General features: G+C 71.1%; 22 protein-coding genes. 15 read left to right on the top strand and 7 right to left on the bottom strand.

Annotation, left to right across the window (positions count from 1 at the left end; genetic code table 11):
* Positions 1-300 precede the first annotated feature (300 nt).
* Together JX005_RS14855 and JX005_RS14850 are read left to right on the top strand one after the other, a co-directional pair.
* Positions 301-828 (top strand): tetratricopeptide repeat protein, encoded by a 528-nt coding sequence (locus tag JX005_RS14855; RefSeq protein WP_214468376.1) that lies wholly within the window; start codon positions 301-303, stop codon positions 826-828.
* A gap of 30 nt (positions 829-858) precedes the next feature.
* Positions 859-1,347: a SprT-like domain-containing protein gene (locus tag JX005_RS14850; RefSeq protein ID WP_214468375.1), complete on the top strand. Its 489-nt coding sequence runs from the start codon at positions 859-861 to the stop codon at positions 1,345-1,347.
* 6 nt (positions 1,348-1,353) lie between these two features.
* Here the strand turns inward: JX005_RS14850 and JX005_RS14845 are convergent, their stop codons facing one another.
* The gene (locus tag JX005_RS14845; protein ID WP_214468374.1) at positions 1,354-1,995 is read right to left on the bottom strand and encodes a 2-phosphosulfolactate phosphatase; all 642 of its coding nucleotides are present in this window, start codon (positions 1,993-1,995) and stop codon (positions 1,354-1,356) included.
* Positions 1,996-2,050: 55 nt separating this feature from the next.
* On the opposite strand from JX005_RS14845, the gene JX005_RS14840 reads away from it, so the two are divergent.
* On the top strand, positions 2,051-2,647 hold the full coding sequence (locus tag JX005_RS14840; RefSeq protein WP_246534032.1) for a hypothetical protein: 597 nt from the start codon (positions 2,051-2,053) through the stop codon (positions 2,645-2,647).
* A gap of 53 nt (positions 2,648-2,700) precedes the next feature.
* Here the strand turns inward: JX005_RS14840 and JX005_RS14835 are convergent, their stop codons facing one another.
* A complete protein-coding gene (locus JX005_RS14835) occupies positions 2,701-4,170 on the bottom strand; it encodes an ABC transporter permease (protein ID WP_214468373.1) in 1,470 nt (489 codons plus the stop codon).
* Complete coding sequence (locus JX005_RS14830) at positions 4,167-4,949, bottom strand: ABC transporter ATP-binding protein (RefSeq protein ID WP_214468372.1); 783 nt, start codon at positions 4,947-4,949, stop codon at positions 4,167-4,169. Before JX005_RS14830 ends, JX005_RS14835 begins: the two co-directional genes overlap by 4 nt.
* A 141-nt stretch (positions 4,950-5,090) precedes the next feature.
* On the opposite strand from JX005_RS14830, the gene JX005_RS14825 reads away from it, so the two are divergent.
* Positions 5,091-5,780: a hemerythrin domain-containing protein gene (locus JX005_RS14825; protein WP_214468371.1), complete on the top strand. Its 690-nt coding sequence runs from the start codon at positions 5,091-5,093 to the stop codon at positions 5,778-5,780.
* A 203-nt stretch (positions 5,781-5,983) separates the two neighbouring features.
* Here JX005_RS14825 and JX005_RS14820 read toward each other — a convergent pair whose 3' ends face one another.
* Entirely contained in the window at positions 5,984-6,622 is a 639-nt protein-coding gene (locus tag JX005_RS14820; RefSeq protein WP_214468370.1) for a response regulator, read from the bottom strand.
* A gap of 112 nt (positions 6,623-6,734) precedes the next feature.
* Positions 6,735-7,940, bottom strand: a complete 1,206-nt coding sequence (locus JX005_RS14815) for a sensor histidine kinase (RefSeq protein WP_214468369.1) — start codon at positions 7,938-7,940, stop codon at positions 6,735-6,737.
* A gap of 282 nt (positions 7,941-8,222) precedes the next feature.
* On the opposite strand from JX005_RS14815, the gene JX005_RS14810 reads away from it, so the two are divergent.
* From JX005_RS14810 to JX005_RS14770, 9 genes are all read left to right on the top strand, one after another.
* Positions 8,223-9,071 carry a nitrilase-related carbon-nitrogen hydrolase gene (locus JX005_RS14810; RefSeq protein ID WP_214468368.1) on the top strand — a complete coding sequence of 283 codons (849 nt, stop codon included), beginning with the start codon at positions 8,223-8,225 and terminating at the stop codon, positions 9,069-9,071.
* Between the two features lie 115 nt (positions 9,072-9,186).
* Positions 9,187-10,620, top strand: coding sequence for a dihydropyrimidinase (gene hydA, locus JX005_RS14805; protein ID WP_214468367.1), 1,434 nt, complete (start codon positions 9,187-9,189; stop codon positions 10,618-10,620).
* A 50-nt stretch (positions 10,621-10,670) separates the two neighbouring features.
* Complete coding sequence (locus tag JX005_RS14800; protein WP_214468366.1) at positions 10,671-11,687, top strand: TIGR03842 family LLM class F420-dependent oxidoreductase; 1,017 nt, start codon at positions 10,671-10,673, stop codon at positions 11,685-11,687.
* Positions 11,684-12,634, top strand: a complete 951-nt coding sequence (locus JX005_RS14795; RefSeq protein WP_246534031.1) for an ABC transporter permease — start codon at positions 11,684-11,686, stop codon at positions 12,632-12,634. The genes JX005_RS14800 and JX005_RS14795 overlap by 4 nt, the downstream gene beginning before the upstream one ends.
* Complete coding sequence (locus JX005_RS14790) at positions 12,634-13,473, top strand: ABC transporter ATP-binding protein (RefSeq protein ID WP_214468365.1); 840 nt, start codon at positions 12,634-12,636, stop codon at positions 13,471-13,473. Before JX005_RS14795 ends, JX005_RS14790 begins: the two co-directional genes overlap by 1 nt.
* The gene (locus JX005_RS14785) at positions 13,470-14,282 is read left to right on the top strand and encodes an ABC transporter permease (protein WP_214468364.1); all 813 of its coding nucleotides are present in this window, start codon (positions 13,470-13,472) and stop codon (positions 14,280-14,282) included. The genes JX005_RS14790 and JX005_RS14785 overlap by 4 nt, the downstream gene beginning before the upstream one ends.
* Before the next feature lie 87 nt (positions 14,283-14,369).
* Positions 14,370-15,527, top strand: a complete 1,158-nt coding sequence (locus JX005_RS14780; RefSeq protein ID WP_214468363.1) for an ABC transporter substrate-binding protein — start codon at positions 14,370-14,372, stop codon at positions 15,525-15,527.
* A 121-nt stretch (positions 15,528-15,648) separates the two neighbouring features.
* Positions 15,649-16,965 carry an aspartate aminotransferase family protein gene (locus JX005_RS14775; RefSeq protein WP_214468362.1) on the top strand — a complete coding sequence of 439 codons (1,317 nt, stop codon included), beginning with the start codon at positions 15,649-15,651 and terminating at the stop codon, positions 16,963-16,965.
* Positions 16,966-17,017: 52 nt separating this feature from the next.
* Positions 17,018-18,550, top strand: coding sequence for a CoA-acylating methylmalonate-semialdehyde dehydrogenase (locus JX005_RS14770; RefSeq protein WP_214468361.1), 1,533 nt, complete (start codon positions 17,018-17,020; stop codon positions 18,548-18,550).
* A 212-nt stretch (positions 18,551-18,762) separates the two neighbouring features.
* On the opposite strand, the gene JX005_RS14765 is transcribed toward JX005_RS14770, so the two are convergent.
* Both JX005_RS14765 and JX005_RS14760 read right to left on the bottom strand, forming a co-directional pair.
* Positions 18,763-19,725, bottom strand: a complete 963-nt coding sequence (locus JX005_RS14765) for a diacylglycerol/lipid kinase family protein (protein WP_307858606.1) — start codon at positions 19,723-19,725, stop codon at positions 18,763-18,765.
* Positions 19,726-19,755: 30 nt separating this feature from the next.
* A complete protein-coding gene (locus JX005_RS14760; RefSeq protein WP_214468360.1) occupies positions 19,756-20,241 on the bottom strand; it encodes an Lrp/AsnC family transcriptional regulator in 486 nt (161 codons plus the stop codon).
* A gap of 119 nt (positions 20,242-20,360) precedes the next feature.
* Here JX005_RS14760 and JX005_RS14755 point away from each other — a divergent pair, with 119 nt between their 5' ends.
* Both JX005_RS14755 and JX005_RS14750 read left to right on the top strand, forming a co-directional pair.
* Entirely contained in the window at positions 20,361-21,791 is a 1,431-nt protein-coding gene (locus tag JX005_RS14755; protein WP_214468377.1) for a DUF6421 family protein, read from the top strand.
* Positions 21,784-22,470: an SDR family NAD(P)-dependent oxidoreductase gene (locus JX005_RS14750; protein WP_214468359.1), complete on the top strand. Its 687-nt coding sequence runs from the start codon at positions 21,784-21,786 to the stop codon at positions 22,468-22,470. Before JX005_RS14755 ends, JX005_RS14750 begins: the two co-directional genes overlap by 8 nt.
* Positions 22,471-22,501: the final 31 nt, after the last annotated feature.

The following is a 22,501-nucleotide window of genomic DNA, read 5'->3' as shown; positions in this document are numbered from 1 at the left end:
CCGACGCGACGGCCTCGCCCAAGCCGTCGTCCTCCCTCTTCGACCGCTGACCCGCGGCCCACGCGCGGCGCTGGGCCCCGCGCTGCGCGCGCCGCTGCGGCCCCGCGCCGCGCGCGCCGCGCGCGCCGGCCCGCTCGCCTGTCGCAATCGTGGGGTGCGACCCCCACTTCGTGACAGGGGAAGGCTGGAAGCGTTCGGGAGGGACTCGCGACGCCGCGCGCTCGGCGTGGCACAGCGGGACAGCGCGCACCCGGCGGCACACTGGATGCAGCGAGCTGACCGTGTGCGAAGGGAGTCGCTGTGAGCTACATCCGCGGGTACGATCCCGACACCCTCCGCGAGCGGGTCGACCCCCGCCAGTGCAAGGAGCGCCTCGACGAGATCGGCGAGCAGCGCAGCCTCCCCGCCCTCCTCGAGCGCGTGTGGCTGCTGAAGGTGCTCGACCGCAGCGAGGACGCCCTCGTCGTCTCCGAGCAGTCGGTGCGCGTCGCCCGCATGGCCGGCACGCGCAAGGACCTGCTGCGCGCCCGCATCCTGCACGCGTCGGTGCTGCAGACCCGCGGCGCGTACGCGGCCGCCGACCAGGAGCTGACGACCTGCGCCGAGGAGGCCGAGGGTCAGGGGTGGTCGGGGATCGCCGCGTTCGCCTACCAGCACCGCGGCCGCACCCACTACGAAGCGGGTGACTACGAGGCCGCCCGACGCGACTTCAAGCGCGCCCTGTTCCTGCGACAGGAGTCCGGCGCGCCCGACGACCAGCTCGAGTCGACGCTGCTCGCCATCGACGCCGCCGACCGGCGCCGGGCCGCGGCATCCGTCGCGAGCTGACTGTCGCAGCCATCGCCTACGCTCGCCTCCATGTCGGACCTTCACCGCGTGCGCCTCTGGGCTGAGGCGCTCATCTCGGCCCATCTCGACGACACGTGGTCGTTCGGGTTCGACAACGCCAAGCGGCGGGCGGGGCTGTGCGACTACACGAGCCGTCGCATCAGCGTCTCGCGCTACCTGGCTGCCCGGCACGACGACGACACCAACCACCAGACCCTGCTGCACGAGGTCGCGCACGCCCTTGCCGGGCCGACCGCCGGCCACGGCGCGAAGTGGAAGGCCGTCGCCCGCGACCTCGGCTATGTCGGCGGCACGACCCATCGCGGCGAGACGGCGACCGACCTCGCCCCGTGGGTGGGCGTCTGCCCCTCGGGGCACGTCGCGTACCGGCATCGCCGGGCCACCCGGCCGACCTCGTGCGCCAAGTGCGCGCCGCGCTTCGACGAGCGGTTCGCCTTCACGTGGACGCGTCGCGAGATCACGCCCGCGACCCGCCTGGCGGCGATGACTCCTCGCTGACGCGCGTCAGAAAGCGACGAACGCGCCGTCGCGGAGGACGGGGACAGCGGATGCCGCATCCACGGTCGCCGCGGCGATCACCTCGTCGCGCCGACCCCGCGCGTCGAGCTCGCGGCCGGATCCGCTCGCCGTGATGAGGTGCCGTGTCGCCCCGCGCAGCGCGCGGAACCCCTCACCTGCCACCGCGGCGTCGGGCGAGGAGTGGTCGATGCCGAGCTCGGCGAGTGCGTCGACCACGGCGCCCGCGCCGAGGAGGTCCTCGACGGCGAAGCGGAGCGGCGCGGTGGCGTCGGCCGAGACGCGCTCCCCGCACGGGATGACCGCGATGCTCGTGCGCGCGCCGCGGTCGTGCTGGATCGCCATGATCGCCCGCGCCACGGCGGATGCGTTGCGCAGCGCGCCCAGCAGGACGGTGCCGCCCGACCCCGCCGCGGCCTCGGCGACGGCGGCGCCGTTGATCGACACGGCGTGGGCCGCGGCATCCAACTCCACCGTCAGACCCTGCTCGACGGCCTGCACGACCGTCGACGAGAACCGGAGCACGTCCACGACCACCACGACGTCGCTCGGTGCGAGGCGCACGAGTCCGTCGAGGCCCCAGTCGAGCCGCACCTGGTAGGCGGACTGGTCGAACGGGTGGCCGGGCATCCGTCCAGCCTAGAACGACCGGCGCCCGCGCACCGTCGCGGTGCGAGACTGGAGCATGCGCATCCTGCTGAAGCTCGTGATCGACTGCGATGCCGACGCCGCGTGGCGGGCCCTGCACTCCCCGCGCGCGGTGGCCGAGCTCTACGGCCCGGTGCTCGGGCTCGAGCCGCTCGTGCCGCGCGGTCTGCCGACGTCGTGGTCGCCCGGCGATGACGTGCCGGTGCAGCTCTCCGCCTTCGGCGGCGTGCCCGCCGGGCGGCAGCTGATCCACGTGAGCGAGAGCGTCGTCGACGAGCCGGCGGGCCAGGTGCGCATCTTCCGCGACAGCGGCATCCCGCTCACCGGACCCCTGGCGAGCCTCGACGTCTGGGACCACCAGATGGCCGTCTCGCCCGCACCCGGGGACCCCTCCAAGACGCTCTGGCGCGACCGGCTCGTGATCGGCGGGCCGACCGCCGCCGCGCTGTGGCCGGTGCTGTGGGGCATCTGGCAATGGCGCGCGGCCCGCATCCGGGCGCTCGCCCCGACGTGGGCCCACGACCCCGCGCCCGACGCCGACCCCGCGCCCGGCGCCGCCCCCGGCGCGGGCGCCGGCGCCCCGACCTCACCCACCGCCGAGACCGCATCGGTGCACCGAGACGGCACGCTGTAGCCGCAGTCTCGGTGCCCCGATGCAGTCTCGCGGGGGAGGTTGGGGGCGGAGGGTCAGTCGGCGAGCGCCTCGATCGGAGCCACCCGCGTCGCGAGGCGCGTTGGCACGACGGCCGCGACCAGCGTGAGGACGGCGGTCGCGACCACGATGAGCGCGATGGGGATCCACGGCACCGCCGGGGCGACCAGCGTCGGCGCCTGCCACGCCGGCGGCAGGGCGACCGATCCGAGCACGGACTGCGCCCCGGCCCAGCCGTAGGCGGTGCCCAGCACGAGGCCCGTGACGACGGCCGCGATCGTGATGTGCGCGGCCTCGAGCATGACCATGCGCCGCACCTGGCCGGTCGAGACGCCGAGCGAGCGCAGCAGGCCCAGCTCGCGGCGCCGCTGGACGACGCCGATCGTGAGGAGGTTCACCAGTCCGACGGCGGCGATGACCGCGGAGACCGCGACGAGGCCCATCATGATCCCGGCGAACGTGTCGATCACCGCGTTGAACTCGGCGTCGACCTCGCCGCCTGCCGAGGCGGTGACCACCGCCTTCACCGTCTCGAGCGCGACCGCGAACATCGTCACGAGCGTCACACCGATCACGACGCCGATCGCCATGCGACTCGAGCGCTCCGGATAGCGCAGCGCGTTCTCTGCCGCGAGCCGCGACGTCGCCGAGCGGCCGAACAGGCGCCCGACTTGGCGGAGCACCGGCGGCATGATCATCGTCGAGCCGACCACGAGCCCCGTGAACGACAGCAGCCCGCCGACGAACGCGATCACCACGCCGAGCGGCGACAGCAGTCCGACGACGATGCCCGCGGCCAAGAGCGCAGCCCCCGACACGAACAGACCGATCGCGCCGCCGTTGCGGGCCTTGCGCCGCGCGTAGGAGTCGTGGGATGCCTCGACCGACCCGCCGAGCGCCTGCAGCGGCGTCACCGTCAGGACGCGCCGGGATCCGACCCAGGCTGCGGCCCACGTGGTCAGCGCGACGACGATCGCCGGGATGACGAGCACCGCCTGCACGACGGAGTAGCCGACGTCGTCGACGCCGAGCAGCGTCTCGGCGAGCGCGATGCCCGCGGCCGACACCAGCAGGCCCGCGACGAGACCGACGACCGCGCCGAGCGCGCCCACGATGAGACCTTGGCGCGCGATCTCGTTCCGCTGCGAGTAGGCCGACGCCCCGATGAGGCGCATCAAGGCGATGCGGCGGGTGCGGCCGGCCACGATGGTCGAGAAGGTGTTGGCCGTCACGATCGCCGCCACGTAGACGGCGACGCCCACGAGGATCACCGTCATGATCATGAGCACGGCGGCCAGTGTCTCGCTGTCGCCGATGTAGGGGTCGGCGCTCATGATGGCCGCGAGATAGCCCGTGGCGGTGAGGAGCAGCGCACCGAAGGCGCTCGAGATGGCGGCGACGAGGATGCTCGCGCCCATGCCGCGCTCGCGCAGCCACGCCAGCGGACGCGCGGCCGGAGGAAGAGGCATCCGCTCGGCCGTTCCGGGTGCGGCGACCGCGGTCATGACGCCACCGCCGGCTCGCCGGTGCCGAGCTCGCTCGCGAGCATGTAGGCCGAGATCTCCTCGGCGCTCTGGCGCGGCTTGTCGGCCACGATGCGGCCGTCGCCGAGGAAGAGCACGCGGTCGGCGTGGCTCGCGGCGATCGGGTCGTGCGTGACCATCGCGATGGACTGGCCGTGGTCGCGGCTCGCGGCCGCGAGGAGCCCGAGCACCTCGCGACCGCTGCGCGAGTCGAGGTTTCCGGTCGGCTCGTCGGCGAAGACCAGGTCGGGTGCCGTGGCCAGGGCGCGGGCGATCGCGACGCGCTGCTGCTGGCCGCCCGAGAGCTCGTGCGGCCGGTGCCCGAGCCGCGGCGTGAGGCCGAGTGTGTCGATGAGTCCGTCGATGCGGGCCTTCTCGAGGGCGGTCGGGCGTCGTGCGTCGAGGTCGAAGGGCAGGAGGATGTTGCCGATCGCGTCGAGGGTGGGCACGAGGTTGAACGCCTGGAACACGAACCCCACGCGGCGGCGCCGCAGGATCGTGAGCTCGAGGTCGGAAAGGCCGGTGATGTCGGTGTCGCCGATCCACGCGCGGCCGGAGGTCGGGGCATCCAATCCCGCCATGATGTGCATGAGGGTGGACTTGCCCGAGCCGGACGGGCCCATGATCGCGGTGAACTCGCCGCGGCGGATGCCGACCGAAACGCCGTCGAGCGCGCGGACCGTGCTCTCGCCGGTGCCGTAGGTCTTGGTGAGCTGCTGGACCCGGGCGGCGAGGCCTAGGTCGGTCGATGTGATCTCCATGCCTTCGACGGTACGAAGGGCAGGTGGGGTCGCGCGTCGGCCTGACGGGGCATCCGCGTACATCTGCAGGATGATCTCCCTTCCGCACCGCGGGGCCGCAGGTCTAGGGTCGCGGCAGGCCCACGTCGACGAGGAGACCCGATGCCCGCCACGCCCCTGCCGCCGAGCGGCGCCCTGCCCGATGGACCGAAGACCTGCGACGCGAGCGGCATGATCGAGATCCACCGGGTGTTCCGCCGCACCTTCGGTGAGGCTCCTGACCTCGTGCGCGGAGTGGCCGCGGGTGACACGGCGCACGGCGCGGCGGTCGCGACGCAGCTGGCGACCCTGTCGATCGCCCTGCACGCGCACCACGAGGGCGAGGACCAGCGGCTCTGGGACGCCCTCGACGAACGCGCACCGTCGTGTGCGCCGCACGTCGCGCGCATGAAGGAGCAGCACGCCGAGATGCTCGTCCACCTCGCCGAGCTCGACCGGACACTGCCGGCATGGCGCGACTCGGCGGCGCCGGCGGACGCGGTGCCGGTGATCGTGGCGCTCGAGGGTGTCAACGCCGCCCTCGCGGCGCACCTCCCCGACGAGGAGGCCCACATCGTGCCGGTCATGGAGCGGACGATCACCGAGAAGGAGGTCGAGTGGTTCGCCGAGCACGGCCGCAAGTCCGTGCCGAAGGGGCAGACCTGGCAGCAGCTCGGCGAGATCCTCGCATCGCAGCCCGACGGCGGCGACGAGTGGCTGCGCAAGCACATGCCCGCGCCGGGCCGGCTCGCCTGGCGACTGATCGGCCGCCGTCAGTACGCCAAGCACCGCGCCGCCCTCGAGGGGCGCTGAGAGCCGCTCGGCCGCGTTTCGTCTCGCTTCGCTCGCTCAACGACCGGGGGGCGGGGGAACCAGTCCCGGTCGTTGAGCGAGGAGCGGAGCGACGAGACGAAACGGGTCTCACCGGCGGGGGCCGCACCGGGGCGGGGGTGACGCCGCGTTTCGTCTCGCTTCGCTCGCTCAACGACCCGGGGGCGAGGGGCCCGAGACCAGGGTCAGGCGAGGCCGTGCTCGAAGGCGAACACCACCAGCTGCACGCGGTCGCGGAGGCCGAGCTTGGTCAGGATGCGGCTGATGTGCGTCTTCACCGTCGCTTCCGACAGGAACTCACGCGCCGCGATCTCGGCGTTCGAGAGGCCCCGGGCGGCGAGCGCGAAGATCTCCCGCTCGCGCTCGGTGAGGGCGCCGTAGGCGGGCGGGACGGGGCGGGGCGCGGCATCCGAGAAGTGTGCGAACAGATCCCGGGTGGCAGATGCCGCGATCACGGCCGAACCCGCATGCACAGTGCGGATCGCCGCGAGCAGGAACTCCGGATCGGCGTCCTTGAGCAGGAATCCGCTCGCGCCCTGGCGGATCGCACGGGCTGCGGCCTCGTCGAGGTCGAACGTCGTGAGCATGACGATCCGCGGCGGCTCGGGATCGGTCAGCAGCTCGGCGGTGGCGGTGAGTCCGTCCATGACCGGCATGCGGATGTCCATCAGCACGACGTCGGGCCGCGCCGTGCGCACCACGTCGAGCGCTTCCCGGCCGTCCGACGCCTCGGCCACGACCTCGAGGTCGGGCTGCGAATCCACGAGCATGCGGATGCCGGCGCGGAAGAGCGCCTGGTCGTCGACGAGTGCGACGCGGATCATCGGGCCTCCCCCGGTTGTGCGCAGAATCGGAGATCGTGGGCGCCGCGCCGGGCTGCGGCATCCGTCACCGGTGTGTCGTCGACGATCTCCGCCGTTACGTCCGCGCGGCCTCTCATGCGGCGACCCCGATCGGGAGCGACGCGCGCACGACGAACCGGTCGCCCTCGGCCGACGCCGTGAGGCTGCCGCCGACGAGCTGGGCGCGTTCCCGCATGCCGATGACACCGTGCCCCGGCGTCGGCGCCGCCCCCGCGCCGGAGACGGGGTTGCCGACCTCGAGGTCCACACGGTCAGGGTGCCACGCGAGCCGCACGTCGACACCTCCGCCGTCGCCGTGCCGCAGCGCGTTGGTGAGGGCCTCCTGCAGGATCCGGTACACCGCGAGCTGCACCCCGGCGGGCGGGTCGCCGGCCGGCATCGGGTCGACGTCGACGCGCAGGTCGATCCCGGCGGCGCGCACCTGGGCGTAGAGGGCCTCGAGGTCGGCGAGGGTCGGCTGCGGGCCGTCAGCCTGGCTGTGGCGGAGCTGCGTGAGCAGAAGTCGCACATCGGCGAGGGCGGTGCGGGCGGTCGTCGAGATCGTGCCGAGGGCCGCCGTGGCGACGCCGGGATCGGACAGTGTCTTCGCGTCTCCATCACCGGTCTGCGCAGCCATGAGTGTGTACCGCGCGCCGTCGGCCTGGGCGATCACGACCGCGAGCGAGTGGGCGACGACGTCGTGCATGTCGCGCGCGATGCGCACGCGCTCCTGCTCGACGACCGCCTCCGCCTCGGCGCGCTGCTGGGCGCGCCGGGTCTCGCGGGCGCGCAGCGAGGTGCGCACGAGCGCGCCGACCGTCCACGACAGCAGCAGGGCGAAAACCGCGGCGACCAGCACCGCGAGGGCGATGGGGATCGTGCTCCAGGTCACACCGCTCCCCGAGCCGAAGTACGGCCCGACCACGAGGTACACCGTGATGACGACGGCGCCCAGGAACGACGACGCGAACCCGAGCCAGAACACCAGCTGCGTGCCGTACGCCGCCGTCGCGTAGAGCACGGCGAAGATCGCCAGGTCGGCGATGCCCGGCGGCCGGACGAACGACATCTGCACGATCGCCGCCAGCCACGCCACGCCGAGCGCGAGGCCCGGGGCGAGTCGGCGGACGGCCAGCGCCACGGCCAGCAGGAGCGTCATGATCACCGACGACAGCAGCATGAGGGAGTAGTCCCCGAGCGGCTGCGCGAACTGGATCTCGAGGGGCAAGACCACGAGTGCGAACAGCCCTGCCACGACCACGTCGACGACGATCTGGTACGGCTTCAGGCTGCGGAACACCGTTTCACGGTACGCGAGAGCGGATGCCGCGGCATCCGTCCCGGGATGTAACCACCCGACCCGCCCATCCGTCGCGAGATGTACCGGCTCGCGGAACCCGGAGTTCCTATGGTCTGCCCAGCCGACCATTGCGTCGCGCGGGCGCAAGGCTTTACTGTCGCGTCACAGGGCGAAACCGACGGGAAACGTCGAGTCGACAGGATCGGGGGCGAGGGAGCTCCTCTGGTCGCACCCCGTCGGTCCCAGCCCGAGGGACCTCGATCGAGCACGGACGGAGACAACATGACGACGGTACGAGCGGCCATCTCGCAGACCACCTGGACGGGTGACAAGGAGTCGATGCTCGACAAGCACGAAGGATTCGCGAGGGATGCCGCGGCCCAGGGTGCGCAGGTCGTGTGCTTCCAGGAGCTGTTCTACGGCCCGTACTTCGGCATCACGCAGGACAAGAAGTACTACCGCTTCGCCGAGCCTGCGGACGGCCCGATCGTGCAGCGCTTCGCGTCGATCGCGAAGGAGCTCGGCACGGTCATGGTGCTCCCGATCTACGAGGAGGCCGAGACCGGGGTGTACTACAACACGTCGGTGCTCGTGGATGCCGACGGCACGATCCTCGGCAAATACCGCAAGCACCACCTGCCGCACCTCGACCGGTTCTGGGAGAAGTTCTACTTCCGTCCGGGCAACCTCGGCTATCCGGTCTTCGAGACCGCGGTCGGACGCGTCGGGATGTACATCTGCTACGACCGGCACTTCCCCGAGGGATGGCGCGAGCTGGGCCTCGCCGACGCGCACATGGTCTTCAACCCGAACGCGACCAAACCCGGCCTCTCGAATCGGCTGTGGGAGGTCGAAGGGCCTGCAGCGGCCGTGGCGAACGGCTACTTCGTGCTGCAGCCGAACCGCGTGGGTCGCGAGGACAACGAGTACGGCGACCTCGCCGTGGACTTCTACGGCACGAGCCAGGTGATCGACCCGCGCGGCAACTTCGTCGGCGAGCGCGGCTCGGGCGACAGCGAGGAGCTGCTCGTGCGCGACCTCGACCTGAACATGGTCCAGGAGATGCGCGACGACTGGCAGTTCTACCGCGACCGCCGGCCCGACTCCTACACCCGGATCCCGAAGCCGTGACCACTACCCCGCTCGTTGAGCGAGCGAAGCGAGACGAAACGGTCCCGCGGGCTGCAGGCGTTTCGTCTCGTCGCTTCGCTCCTCGCTCAACGACCGATATCGGAGGCATCTCAGAATGACAACGACCCTCATCACGGGCGGCACCGTCGTCTCGGCCACGGGCCGCGGCGAAGCCGACGTGCTCATCGACGGCGAGACGATCGCGGCCGTGCTGGCGCCGGGTTCGCAGCTGCTCGGCACCGACCTGGCCGCCTCGGTCGACACCGTCGTCGACGCCACCGGCAAGTACGTCATCCCGGGCGGCATCGACGCGCACACCCACATGGAGCTGCCCTTCGGCGGAACCGCCGCCTCCGACACGTTCGAGACCGGCACCCGCGCGGCCGCGTGGGGCGGCACGACCTCGATCATCGACTTCGCGGTGCAGCGCTACGGCGAGCGCGTGCAGGACGGGCTGGCCGCATGGCACGAGAAGGCGGCCGGGAACTGCGCGATCGACTACGGGTTCCACCAGATCGTGGGCGGCGTCGACGACGACTCGCTCGCCGCCATGCGCGGCCTGCTCGACGAGGGCGTCTCGAGCTTCAAGCTCTTCATGGCCTACCCGGGCGTCTTCTACTCCGACGACGCGCAGGTCCTGAAGGCCATGCAGGTGTCAGCCGAGACCGGACTGCTCACCATGATGCACGCCGAGAACGGACCCGCCATCGACGTGCTGGCCGCCCAGCTCGCCGAGGCCGGCAAGAAGGCGCCGTACTACCACGGCATCGCCCGCGCCTGGCAGATGGAGGAGGAGGCGACCCACCGCGCGATCATGCTCGCGAACCTCACGGGGGCGCCGCTGTACACCGTGCACGTCAGCGCCAAGCAGGCGGTCGACCAGATCGCCTGGGCGCGCGACCAGGGCTGGAACGTCTTCGGCGAGACCTGCCCGCAGTACCTGTACCTGTCGCTCGAGGAGCAGCTGGGCGGGTTCAGCGCGGAGTGGGGCCAGTTCGAGGGCGCGAAATGGGTCTGCTCGACGCCCCTGCGCAGCCGCGGAGAGGGCCACCAGCACCACATGTGGCAGGCGCTGCGCACGAACGACATCCAGATGGTGTCCACCGACCACTGCCCGTTCTGCATGAAGGGCCAGAAAGATCTCGGGCTCGACGACTTCCGCGCGATCCCCAACGGCATCGGCTCGGTCGAGCACCGCATGGACCTCATGTACCAGGGCGTGGTGACCGGCAAGATCACCCTCGAACGCTGGGTGGAGCTCACCAGCACGACGCCCGCCCGCATGTTCGGCCTGTATGGCCGGAAGGGCGTGATCCAGCCCGGCGCCGACGGCGACGTGGTGATCTACGACCCCAACGGTCACACGACGATCTCCGCGGCATCCCATCACATGAACATGGACCACTCCGCGTGGGAGGGATTCGAGATCGACGGGCACGTCGACACCGTGATCTCGCGCGGAAAGGTCGTCGTCGACGGCGGCGTGTACCTGGGCGCCAAGGGCGACGGCCGGTTCCTCAAGCGCGGCCTTTCGCAGTACCTCATCTGACGAATCCGCTTCTCGTCTCGCTCCCTCGCTCAACGACCGAAAGGCCTGACATGGACTTCGGAGTCGTCCTCCAGACCAACCCGCCCGCCGCGCGCACGGTGCAGCTCGCACAGCTCGCCGAGGCCCACGGCTTCAGCCACGTGTGGACGTTCGACTCGCACCTGCTGTGGCAGGAGCCGTACGTCATCCACTCGGCGATCCTCAACGCGACGAAGCGCGTGACCGTCGGGCCCTTCGTGACGAATCCCGCGACCCGCGACTGGACGGTCACGGCGTCGGTCTTCGCCACCCTCAACGAGCTGTACGGCAACCGCACCGTGTGCGGCATCGGCCGGGGCGACTCGGCGGTCCGCGTGACCAACGGCAAGCCGGTGTCGATGGCCGAGCTTCGCGAGTCCATCCACGTGATCCGCGAGCTGGCGAACTCGCGCCCCGTCGAGTACAAGGGCGCGACGCTGCAGTTCCCGTGGAGTCGCGGCTCGGAGCTCGAGGTCTGGGTCGCCGCCTACGGCCCGCTCGCGCTCAAGCTCACGGGCGAGGTCGGCGACGGCTTCATCCTGCAGCTCGCGGACGTCGACATCGCGGCATGGATGATCAAGACGGTTCGGGATGCCGCGGCCGCCGCCGGGCGCGATCCCGATGCGATCTCGTTCTGCGTCGCCGCCCCGATGTACATCGGCGACGACACGCAGCACATGCGCGACCAGTGCCGCTGGTTCGGGGGCATGGTGGGCAACCACGTCGCCGACATCGTGGCGAAGTACGGCGAGCACGGCGCCGTCCCCGACGCGCTCACGGACTACATCGCCGGGCGCCAGGGCTACGACTACAACACCCACGGCAAGGCCGACAACGACCACGTCGACTTCGTGCCCGACGAGATCGTCGACCGGTTCTGCATCCTCGGCACGGCCGAAGAGCACATCGCGAAGCTCGAGCAGCTGCGCGCGCTCGGCGTGACGCAGTTCGCCGGCTACCTCCAGCACGACAACAAGGAGGAGACGATGCGGGTGTACGGCGAGACCGTCATCCCCGCACTCTCGTCCCACGTCACGGCGAAGGCATGACGACGACCGCCGGGCTCGACTCGGAGGTCGCCGCACCCGGCGACCCCGCCCACCCGGCGCGTGCTCCGCGGCCGCGCTCGCGTCACGGCGGCCTCGCGTGGCTGTGGGGGATCGTCGGCGTCTCGGCGGTCGTCATCCTCTGGGAGCTGTACAAGTGGCTGGCACCCGAGGACGGCGTGATCGTCGCCGGGCTGCGCATCCTGCCGCGCACGACCGATCTCGCGATGCCGCACGTCTGGGTCATGGCGGGCCGGCTGTTCGAGCCGGTGACCCGCCAGGAGGGCTCGCCGCCGCTGTGGGGCGTCATCGCGCTGGGGGCGCTCACGACCCTCGGCATCGCCGCCGTCGGCTGGGTCGTCGGCATGATCGTCGGTTTCGCGTTCGCCCTGCTCATGCAGCGCTGGCGTCTCGCCGAGTGGGGCCTGCTCCCCTGGATCATCCTCAGCCAGACCGTGCCGCTCATCGCGTTCGCGCCGGTCGTCAAGAGTTGGGGATCGCGGGTGGAGATCGGCGGCTGGGAGTGGCAGGACTGGATGTCGGTCGCACTCATCGCTTCCTACCTCGCCTTCTTCCCGATCGCGGTGGGAGCCCTGCGCGGGCTGCAGTCGCCCGACCGCATCCACACCGAGCTCATGCGCACCTATGCGGCGGGGTACTGGCCCACGCTCGTGAAGCTCCGGCTGCCGGCATCCGTCCCCTACCTGCTCCCCGCGCTGCGGCTCGGCGCAGCGAACGCCGTCATCGGCGCGGTCGTCGCGGAGGTCTCGACGGGGCTGCAGGGCGGCATCGGGCGACTGCTGATCCAGTTCGCCGGCCAGGCGTCGGGCGATCCCGCGAAAGCGTGGGGACCGATCTTCGGCGCGATCGCGCTCGGGCTGGTCGCCGCCGGGTCGGTGGCGCTGCTGGGCGTGTTCCTGAAGGACTACCGACGCGGAGAGGCGGCCTGATGACCGATACGGCGACGAGCACGGAGCCCGTGATGCGGGCGGCCGCGGTGAGCGTGCGCGGGGCCTCGAAGGTGTTCCCGTCGAAGGCCGGCGACGTGATGGCTCTGGACGGCATCGAGCTCACCGTCGCGGAGGGCGAGTTCGTGTCGCTCATCGGGCCGTCGGGCTGCGGCAAGTCGACGCTGCTCCGGCTGATCGCCGACCTCGACGCCGCGACGTCGGGCACGGTCGAGGTGTTCGGCAAGCCGGCCGATCGGGCCCGTCGCGACCAGGACTACGGCATCGCCTTCCAACAGGCCGGCCTCCTGCCGTGGCGGACGGTCGCCGCGAACATCGCGCTGCCGCTCGAGCTGCACGGTGTCGGGGCCGCCGAGCGCAAGCAGCGCGTGGCCATGCTCGCCGACCTCGTGGGGCTCTCGGACTTCGCCGACCGGCATCCGGATCAGCTCTCCGGCGGCATGCAGCAGCGCGTGGCGATCGCCCGCGCGCTCGCCGAGCGACCACGGCTGCTCCTCATGGACGAGCCCTTCGGCGCGCTCGACGAGATGACCCGCGAGCGCATGCAGGCGGAGCTCTCGCGGATCGCGGCCGAGACCGGCGCCGCGGTGGTGTTCGTGACCCATTCGATCCCGGAGGCGGTCTTCCTGTCGGATCGGGTCGTGGTGATGTCGCCGCGGCCGGGACGGATCACCGACGTCATCGTCACCGGCTTCGGAGCGGATGCTGCGCGCGACGACTCGCTGCGTGAGACGCCGGCATTCTTCGCCAAGGTCACCGCCGTGCGGGAGGCCCTGCACGGCGCCCCGGCGCCCGCGGCGCGCGGAGCGGCGGAGCGATGACCACCGTGCGGCAGACGCCACGGGCGGGATGGAGTCCGGCCGCCGAACGCCGCCTGCGCGTCATCGCGCCCATCGCGGTCGGTCTGCTCGGGCTCGCCCTGTGGCAGTTCCTGGTGACCGTCGTCGGCGTCTCCGACTACCTGCTGCCGAGCCCGGCGGCGATCCTGCAGCAGCTCGTCGAGTTCTGGCCCGCCATCCTGCAGGCGACGCTCGTCACCGGAGCGAACGCGCTCCTCGGTCTCGTCGTGGGCACCCTCCTCGCGATCCTGCTCGCGGCGCTCGCGGCGCGCTGGCGCGCAGTCGACGGGATGTCGGCGCCGATCGTGGCCTCGCTCGCTGTGGTGCCGATCGTGGCGCTGGCGCCCGTGCTCAACTCCATGTTCGGCGCCGACAGCCAGTTCGGCCGGCAGGCGATCGCCGCGCTCGCGGCCTTCGTGCCGGTGTTCATCAACACCCTGCGCGGGCTCCGCCAGACCCGGCCGGTCCATCGCGACCTGATGCAGGTCTACGCGGCATCCGGGTCTCAGACCTTCCGTCTGGTCACGCTGCCCACCGCCGTGCCGTACCTGATGACCGGCATCCGCATCGCGAGCTCGCTCGCCGTGATCTCCGCGCTCGTCGCCGAGTACTTCGGCGGTCCGCGCGGAGGCCTCGGCACCTTCATCGCCACCTCCGCCGCCACCAGCGCCTACGCCCGGGCGTGGGCGTATGTCGCAGCGGCGATCGCGCTCGGCCTCGTCTTCTACCTCGCGACGGCACTCCTCGAGTGGCTCGTCCTCCGCCGCATCCCGACCGGGGGCGCGCGATGATGCGCCGCCTCGCCCGACGTCCTCGCCCTGCGAGGCCGGCCATGCACCACTGCAGCCAATCCCCGTGAGGGGACGGAAAGGAACGACATGAGACACAGCACACGTCGCGCGCTCGCGACAGGCGCGTTCGCCCTGTCGGCCGTGCTCCTGCTCGCCGGATGCTCCGGCGGCGGGAACAGCCCTGACGAGGGCGGCGATCCGGAAGGCGGCGGCGAGCTCACCCCGGTCAAGCTCCAGCTCCAGTGGCTGCCGCAGGCCCAGTTCGCCGGCTACTTCGCCGCCATCGACCAGGGCTACTTCGAGGAGGAGGGCCTGGACGTCGAGATCATCCCGTCGGGAGGTGACATCGTCCCGCAGGATGCGCTCGCCAACGGCGACGTCGACTACGCGATCGCGTGGGTTCCCAAGGTGCTCGGCTCGATCGAGGCAGGCGCCAACCTCACCGACATCGCCCAGATCTTCCAGCGCTCGGGGACGCTGCAGGTGTCGTGGGCCGACTCCGGCATCGACTCGGTGGCCGACTTCGAGGGCAAGACCATCGGCTCGTGGGGCTTCGGCAACGAGTGGGAGATCTTCGCGGCGATGGCGGCGGAGGGACTCGACTCGACCACTGTGCAGATCATCACGCAGGACTTCAACATGAACGCGTTCCTGCAGGGCGACATCGACGCCGCGCAGGCGATGACCTACAACGAGTACGCGCAGCTGCTCGAGACGGTGAACCCCGACACCGGCGAGCTGTACCAGCCGGAGGACTTCAACGTCATCAGCTACGAGGACACCGTCGGAGCGATGCTGCAGGATGCGATCTGGGCCGACACCGCCCGGCTCGACAGCGACGAGGAGTACGCCGACACGACCGTCGCCTTCCTCAAGGCGGTCGTCAAGGGCTGGGCGTTCGCGCGCGACAACCCCGAAGAGGCCGCTGAGATCACCCTCGCGAACGGCTCGGCGTGGGGTCCGAGCCACGAGCTGTGGATGATGAACGAGATCAACAAGCTCATCTGGCCGTCGGCTGAAGGCATCGGCATCATCGATGAGACCGCGTGGCAGCGGACCGTGGACGGCGCCCTCTCGGCCGTCAACGAGACCGGCGCCCACCTCATCACTGAGGAGCCGCCGGCGACCGCCTGGTCGAACGAGTACATCCAGCAGGCGCTGGACGAACTCGAGGCCGACGGCATCGACCTGACCGGCGAGTCGTTCACGCCGATCGACGTCGAGCTGCAGGAGGGCGGCAACTAGCCGCGCCCGGACGTTTCGTATCGCTTCGCTCGCTCAACGACCGGGATCGTCGGTTGACCCCCGGTCGTTGAGCGACGAGCGTAGCGAGGAGACGAAATCCACCGATCCCGAGGAGCACACGATGTCCGACGACCTCGACGCCACGGCGAAGCAGCTCGACCGCGAGCACGTGTTCCATTCGTGGTCGGCGCAGGCCGGGCTCGACCTCCCCGTCATCGCGGGCGGGTCGGGCACCGTCGTGTGGGACCACGCCGGCAATCGGATGCTCGACTTCGCGAGCCAGCTGGTCAACGTGAACATCGGGCACCAGCATCCCGCCGTCGTCGCGGCCATCCAGCAGCAGGCAGCCGAGCTCGCGACGATCGGCCCCGCGACCGCGAACCTCGCGCGCGGGCAGGCGGCGCAGCGCATCCTGTCGAAGGCACCGGACGGGTTCGCGAAGGTCTTCTTCACCAACGGCGGCGCCGACGCGAACGAGAACGCCATCCGCATGGCGCGGCTCCACACCGGCCGCGACACGGTGCTGTCGACCTACCGCTCGTATCACGGCAACACCGGCGCGGCGATCGTCGCGACCGGCGACTGGCGGCGGGCGCCGAACCAGTACGCCCGCGGCCACGCGCACTTCTTCGGCCCCTACCTCTACCGCAGCGAGTTCTGGGCCACGACGCCCGAGGAGGAGTCGGCGCGAGCGCTGCACCACCTCGAGCGCGTCATCCAGTCGGAGGGCGCGACCACGATCGCCGCGATCCTCCTCGAGTCCATACCCGGCACCGCCGGCATCCTCCTGCCGCCGCCCGGCTACCTCGCCGGCGTGCGCGATCTGTGCGATCGGTACGGGATCGTGCTGATCCTCGACGAGGTGATGGCCGGGTTCGGCCGCACCGGCCGCTGGTTCGCCTTCGACGGCCACGACGTCGTGCCCGACCTCATCACCTTCGCGAAGGGCGTCAACTCCGGATACGTGCCGGTGGGCGGCGTCATCATCTCGGACGCGATCTCAGCCACGTTCGACGAGCGCGTCTTCCCGGGCGGGCTCACGTATTCCGGGCACCCGCTGGCCGCGGCATCCATCATCGCCTCCATCGACGCGATGGAGAGCGAGGGCATCGTCGAGAACGCCCGGCGCGTCGGCGCCGACGTCATCGGCCCCGGACTGCAGGAGCTGGCGGCCAAGCACCCGCTCATCGGGGAGGTGCGCGGCGAGGGCGTCTTCTGGGCCATCGAGCTCGTGACCGACCGCGAGAGCCGCGAGCCGGTGGGCGCCGATGTGATCGGCAAGCTCAAGAAGCAGCTGTCGTCGCGGGGACTGCTTCCCTTCGCTGCCGACAACCGGATCCACGTCGTGCCACCCTGCGTCGTCACCGACACGGAGGTATCCCAGGCCATGACGATTTACGATGAAGCCTTGACGAGCGTCGAAGAAGACCTCTTCTGACGCGTGCGCGTCCTCTCACGAGGAGGGCTTCCCAATGAAGGGCAGGAACACGATGACCGACACAACGACCCTGGAGCGGACCGACCAGTCCACCACCACGATCCTCGAGCACTGGGTGGGCGGGGCGGCCTGGGCCGGCGAGTCCGAGCGGACCGGCCAGGTCTACAACCCCGCGTTCGGCACGGTGCAGAAGCAGGTGCGGTTCGCATCGACGGCGGATGTCGGAGCCGCGGTCGACGTCGCATCCGAGGCGTGGGCGCAGTGGCGCGACGCCTCCATCTCCAAGCGGCAGACGGTCCTCTTCGCCTTCCGCGAGCTCCTCAACGCCCGCAAGGGCGAGCTGGCCGAGATCCTGACGGCCGAGCACGGCAAGGTGCTCTCCGACGCGCTCGGCGAGATCGCGCGCGGCATGGAGGTCGTCGAGTTCGCGTGCGGGCTCGGCCACCTGACGAAGGGTGCGTACTCCGAGAACGTCTCGACGGGCATCGACGTCTACACGCTGCGCCAGCCGCTCGGCGTCGTGGGCATCATCAGCCCGTTCAACTTCCCGGCGATGGTGCCGCTGTGGTTCTTCTCCATCGCGCTGGCCGCCGGCAACGCCGTCATCCTCAAGCCGTCCGAGAAGGACCCGACCGCGGCCAACTGGCTGGCGGCGCTCCTCAAGGAGGCCGGGCTCCCCGACGGCGTGCTCAATGTCGTCCACGGCGACAAGGAGGCGGTCGACGCCCTCCTCGAGCACCCCGACGTGCGGGCCATCTCCTTCGTCGGCTCGACGCCGATCGCGAAGTACGTCTACGAGACGGCGACCGGGCACGGCAAGCGGGTCCAGGCCCTCGGTGGCGCGAAGAACCACATGCTGATCCTCCCCGACGCCGATCTCGACCTCGCCGCCGACGCCGCCGTGAACGCGGGCTTCGGCTCGGCGGGCGAGCGCTGCATGGCGATCTCGGTCGTCCTCGCCGTGGACACGATCGCCGACGAGTTCGTGCAGAAGGTGTCCGAGCGCATGGCGACGCTGCGCACCGGCGACGGCATGAAGGGCTGCGACATGGGCCCGCTCATCACCGGTCAGCACCGCGACAAGGTGACGTCGTACATCGACGTGGCCGGAACCGATGGCGCGACGGTCGTCGTCGACGGCCGCGACGCCGAGATCGACGGCGACGAGAACGGGTTCTGGCTCGGACCGACCCTCATCGACAAGGTGCCCACCTCGTCGACGGTGTACACCGACGAGATCTTCGGCCCGGTGCTCTCGGTCGTGCGCGTCGAGGGCTACGAGGACGGTCTCGACATCATCAACTCGAGCCTCTACGGCAACGGCACGGCGATCTTCACCAACGACGGCGGCGCCGCCCGGCGCTTCCAGCGCGAGGCGCAGGTCGGCATGATCGGCATCAACGTGCCGATCCCGGTGCCGGTCGCGTACCACTCGTTCGGCGGCTGGAAGGCCTCGCTGTTCGGCGACGCTAAGGCGTACGGCCCCCACGGGTTCGACTTCTTCACGGCCGAGAAGGCGATCACCTCGCGCTGGCTCGACCCGTCGCACGGCGGTCTGAACCTGGGCTTCCCGCAGCACGACTGACGCGGAACGGGGCGCGTTTCGACTCGCTTCGCTCGCTCAACGACCCGGGGGTGCGACCACCGGGTCGTTGAGCGAGAAGCGAAGCGACGAGACGAAACGCCCCTCATCAGCGCAGAGCGTTTCGTCTCGCTTCGCTCGCTCAACGACCCGGGGGGAGCTTCGCTCGCTCAACGACCCGGGGGTGCGACGCGAAGCGACGAGACGAAACGCCCCTACACGCGCAGGGCGTACACCCGCAGCGCATCGGGCACCACCGCACACCGCAGGCGGAAGCCGCCCGGATCGCGCTCCTCGAGCTCGCCGTCGTGGACGAAGACCGACGGGCGCCCCGGCTGCGGCGTGACCCTCAGCTCGAGCTCGCGCACCACCAGCCGCTCGATGTCGGCGTCACGGGGGAACAGGCCCACCGCCCGCAGCACCGCGGCGGTGCGCTTGCCGAAGGCGAGTGAGGCGAGCGCGCGCACGCGCGACCCGCGAGAGTGGTGGATGCGCACGTCGAGCACCGACGCCTCCGCCGCCTGGCGCTGCATCGTGGCGACGCGCTCGGGGTCGTTCCGGCCGACGCTCACGAAGACCGACCACACTCGCGCGCGCTTGCCGCCGACGACGATGGTGAGCGGCTCGGTGCTGCGCAGCGCCGCCCAGGTCGCGGCCACACCGCCCAGCCACTTGCCGAGGCTGCTGCGGCGTTCGCGCTCTCCGATCAGCTCGGGGTAGGCGCCGACCGACACCACGTTGAGCACGGTCACCGCCTCGTCGTCGTCGGCGATCGCGTCGACCACGCCCACCGGCACCGTCGACCCCGCCTCCAGCGCGTCGATCGCCGCCTCGACGTCGGTGAGGCCGAGCGCCCGCGCGAAGTGGTTGAAGGTGCCGCCGGGCAGCGCGAGCAGCGGTCGATCATGGCGACGGGCGAGGTGCGCCATGCGCGACACCGACCCGTCACCGCCGTACACGCCGAGCACCTCGGGCGGCCGATCGGAGGCCATGGCCGCGGCGACGACGTCGTCGAGCTCCTCGCCCTCGGCGAGCTCGTGCACGTCCGCCTCCGGCAGTCGCGTGGCGAACACCTCCGCTGGGTCGGCCCGGACGACCGCCGTGCCGGACTGCGCGTTGCGCACGACGAGCACGCCGCGCCCCCGCGCGTGCGCGCCGACTTCGCTGGACCCCTCCACGGGCCCGAGCGTACCCGCCCGACCGCCGGGTCAGGCCGGAAAGATGGGCCGGTTCTCGTAGAACGTCTGCAGCACGACGGTGGTGCGCGTGTTCACCGAGGCGGCGAGGCGGATGTCGCGGATCAGCGACTCCAGGTGCCTCGGCGTGCTCACGCGCACGAACAGGATGTAACTCGCGTCGCCCGCGATGGAGTGGCACGCCTCGATCTCTGTCAGGTGCTCGAGCATCTCGGGCGCGTTGTCGGGCTGCGCCGGATCGAGGGGCGTGATCTCGACGAAGGCCGACAGCGGCTTGCCGACCGCCTCCGCGTCGATGACCGCCCGGTAGCCGGTGATCACGCCGCGCGACTCGAGCCGGCGCAGCCGCGTCTGCACGGCCGACACCGACAGCCCCGCCGCCGCCGAGAGCTCCGCGAGCGTGGCCCGTGCGTTGAGCGACACCTCCCGCACGATGACCGCGTCGATCGGGTCGTCGACCGTTGCCGCCGGCTCGGGCTGGGCGTCGGAGCTGAGCATGCGTCGACAATACCAATCACGGCCCACCACCACAGGAATGTTTCCGGTCGTGCGGCTGAAACGCCGGAAGTTCTCCCGTACAATTGCGGATGTCCTACTCGACCGATCGGAGGTTCACCATGCCCACCAGCCCGACTTCTGCACCGCAGGCCATCGTCGGCGAACCCGAGGTCGTCGAGGACGCCCGTGGCGTCGAGACGTCGCCCGCGTGGATCTCGCTCAAGGCCGCCGCGACCGCTCTGCAGTCCCTGCAGATCAAGGACGGTTCGATTCCGGATGCCGCGGCCCACCCGCAGGCGCGCGAGCACGTCTCCGCGATCATCGCGTCGATCACCGAGCTCGCGCCCCGTTTCCCTCACGACGCCGCCTACCTCGAGGCATCCGTCCGCGATTTCGAGCGCTGGATGGGCGAGGACTTCGGCGTTCCCGACTTCCTCGACTCGCTCGTGGCCTTCCAGCCGCAGCAGCACCGGGTCGACGGCATCCGTCACCTCGTCGTCTTCCCGATGTACACGCAGAACGGCTCCTCCGACCGTCATGTCGAGGCCGTCCTCGTCGAGGTCATCTGGCCGGAGTTCATCGCCGAGCTCGAGACCGAGTACACGAACAAGCTGTTCGTGTCGCTGCGGTTCCTCGACTTCACGCCGGGGTACGACACCAACAGCGCCGTGCTCTTCCCCGAGACGGTCGCGATGCGCGAGATTCCGTCGTTCACGTGGGGCGCGATCTTCCAGGACCGCGAGGCCGCGCGCTACCGACGCGTCGTGCGCGCCGCGGCCGAGATCACGAAGCTCGACCTCCCCGCCGACGCCGCGCGCATGCTCGACGATCAGGCGCTGACCGAGAAGACGTTCGTGATGTGGGACATCATCCACGACCGCACGCACATGCGCGGCGACCTGCCGTTCGATCCCTTCATGATCAAGCAGCGGATGCCGTACTTCCTGTACTCGCTCGAGGAGCTGCGCTGCGACCTGACGGCCTTCCGCGAGTGCGTCGCGATCACGAAGCGCCTCCGTGCGCGCGTCGACGCCGGCGCGACGCTGGATGCCGCCGAGGCCGAGATGCTCGAGCACGCCGTGCTCGTGCAGTACGCCGTGATCTTCGACCGCATCTTCCGGTTCGCGATCACCGGGTCGCGCGTGCGCAACTACGACGGGCTCGGCGGGCAGCTGCTGTTCGCGTGGCTGCATCAGCGCGGCGTGCTGCACTGGACCGACACCGCCCTCGCCTTCGACTGGGACGAGGTGCCGGCCGCGGTCGTCGCGCTCGCCGACGCGATCGACGAGCTCTACTGGCGCTCGATCGACCGGCCCAAGACGGCGCACTGGCTGGCCGCCTACGACCTCGTGCGCGGAACGCTCACGCCGAACCCGGCATCGGCCTGGGCCCGCGGCCTCCCCGACGAGATCCTCGCCGGCGCGCCGAAGGGATACACCGACGCCGTCATGGACGACGAGTTCCCGCTGTCGATGTTCTTCGAGGCGCTCGGCAAGAAGATGAAGCCGGTCATCGAGTCGACCGCCGGGATCGTCGCCGCCGATGCCTGAGAGCAACGTGGACGGTCGGCTCGTCCTGATCGCCGGCGCCACCAGCGCCTCGGGTCTCGCGGCCGCCCGCGTCCTGGCTTCGGCCGGGGCGCGGGTCGTCGCGGTCGGCCGCGACGCCGAGAAGCTCGACGAGCTCTCGGCCGCGGTGCCCGGCCTCCGCACCGAGGTGTGCGACCTGACCGACGAGGACGACGTCGCCGCACTGGCCGGCCGCGTCCATGCGGCCGACGGACCGGTCGACGGGGTGCTCCACCTCGTCGGGGGCTGGCGCGGCGGCGGCGGACTCGCCGGGCAGACCGACGAGGACTACCGCGCGCTCGAGGCATCGTTCACCGCCCTGCGCCACGTCAGCCGTGCCTTCGACGCCGACCTCCGTGCATCGGATGCCGCGCGCCTGGCGGTCGTGTCCTCGACCGCCGTCGCCCGCCCGCTCGCCGGCGGCGCCAACTACGCCGCGGTCAAGGCGGCCACGGAGGCCTGGGCGCGCGCGGTCGCGCAGGGCTTCGCGAAGGGCGCCCGGGATGCCGCAGCGCCGCTGGCCGCGGCATCCGTCGTCTTCCGGGTCAAGAGTCTCGACGGCCTCGAAGAGGCGCTCGCACAGCGGTTCGCCGACCTCTGGGCCAGCGAGGCGGCGGACGTCAACGACACGATCGTCGAACTGACCGACCCCTCGCTCTGACCCGGGCGCGGGCCGAGCTGCCGTGCGCTGC

This window comes from Microbacterium flavescens (assembly GCF_018588945.1).
Lineage (GTDB): Bacteria > Actinomycetota > Actinomycetes > Actinomycetales > Microbacteriaceae > Microbacterium > Microbacterium flavescens.
The sequence above is the reverse complement of the archived record's forward strand: the minus strand, read 5'-3'. Positions and strand labels throughout refer to the sequence as shown.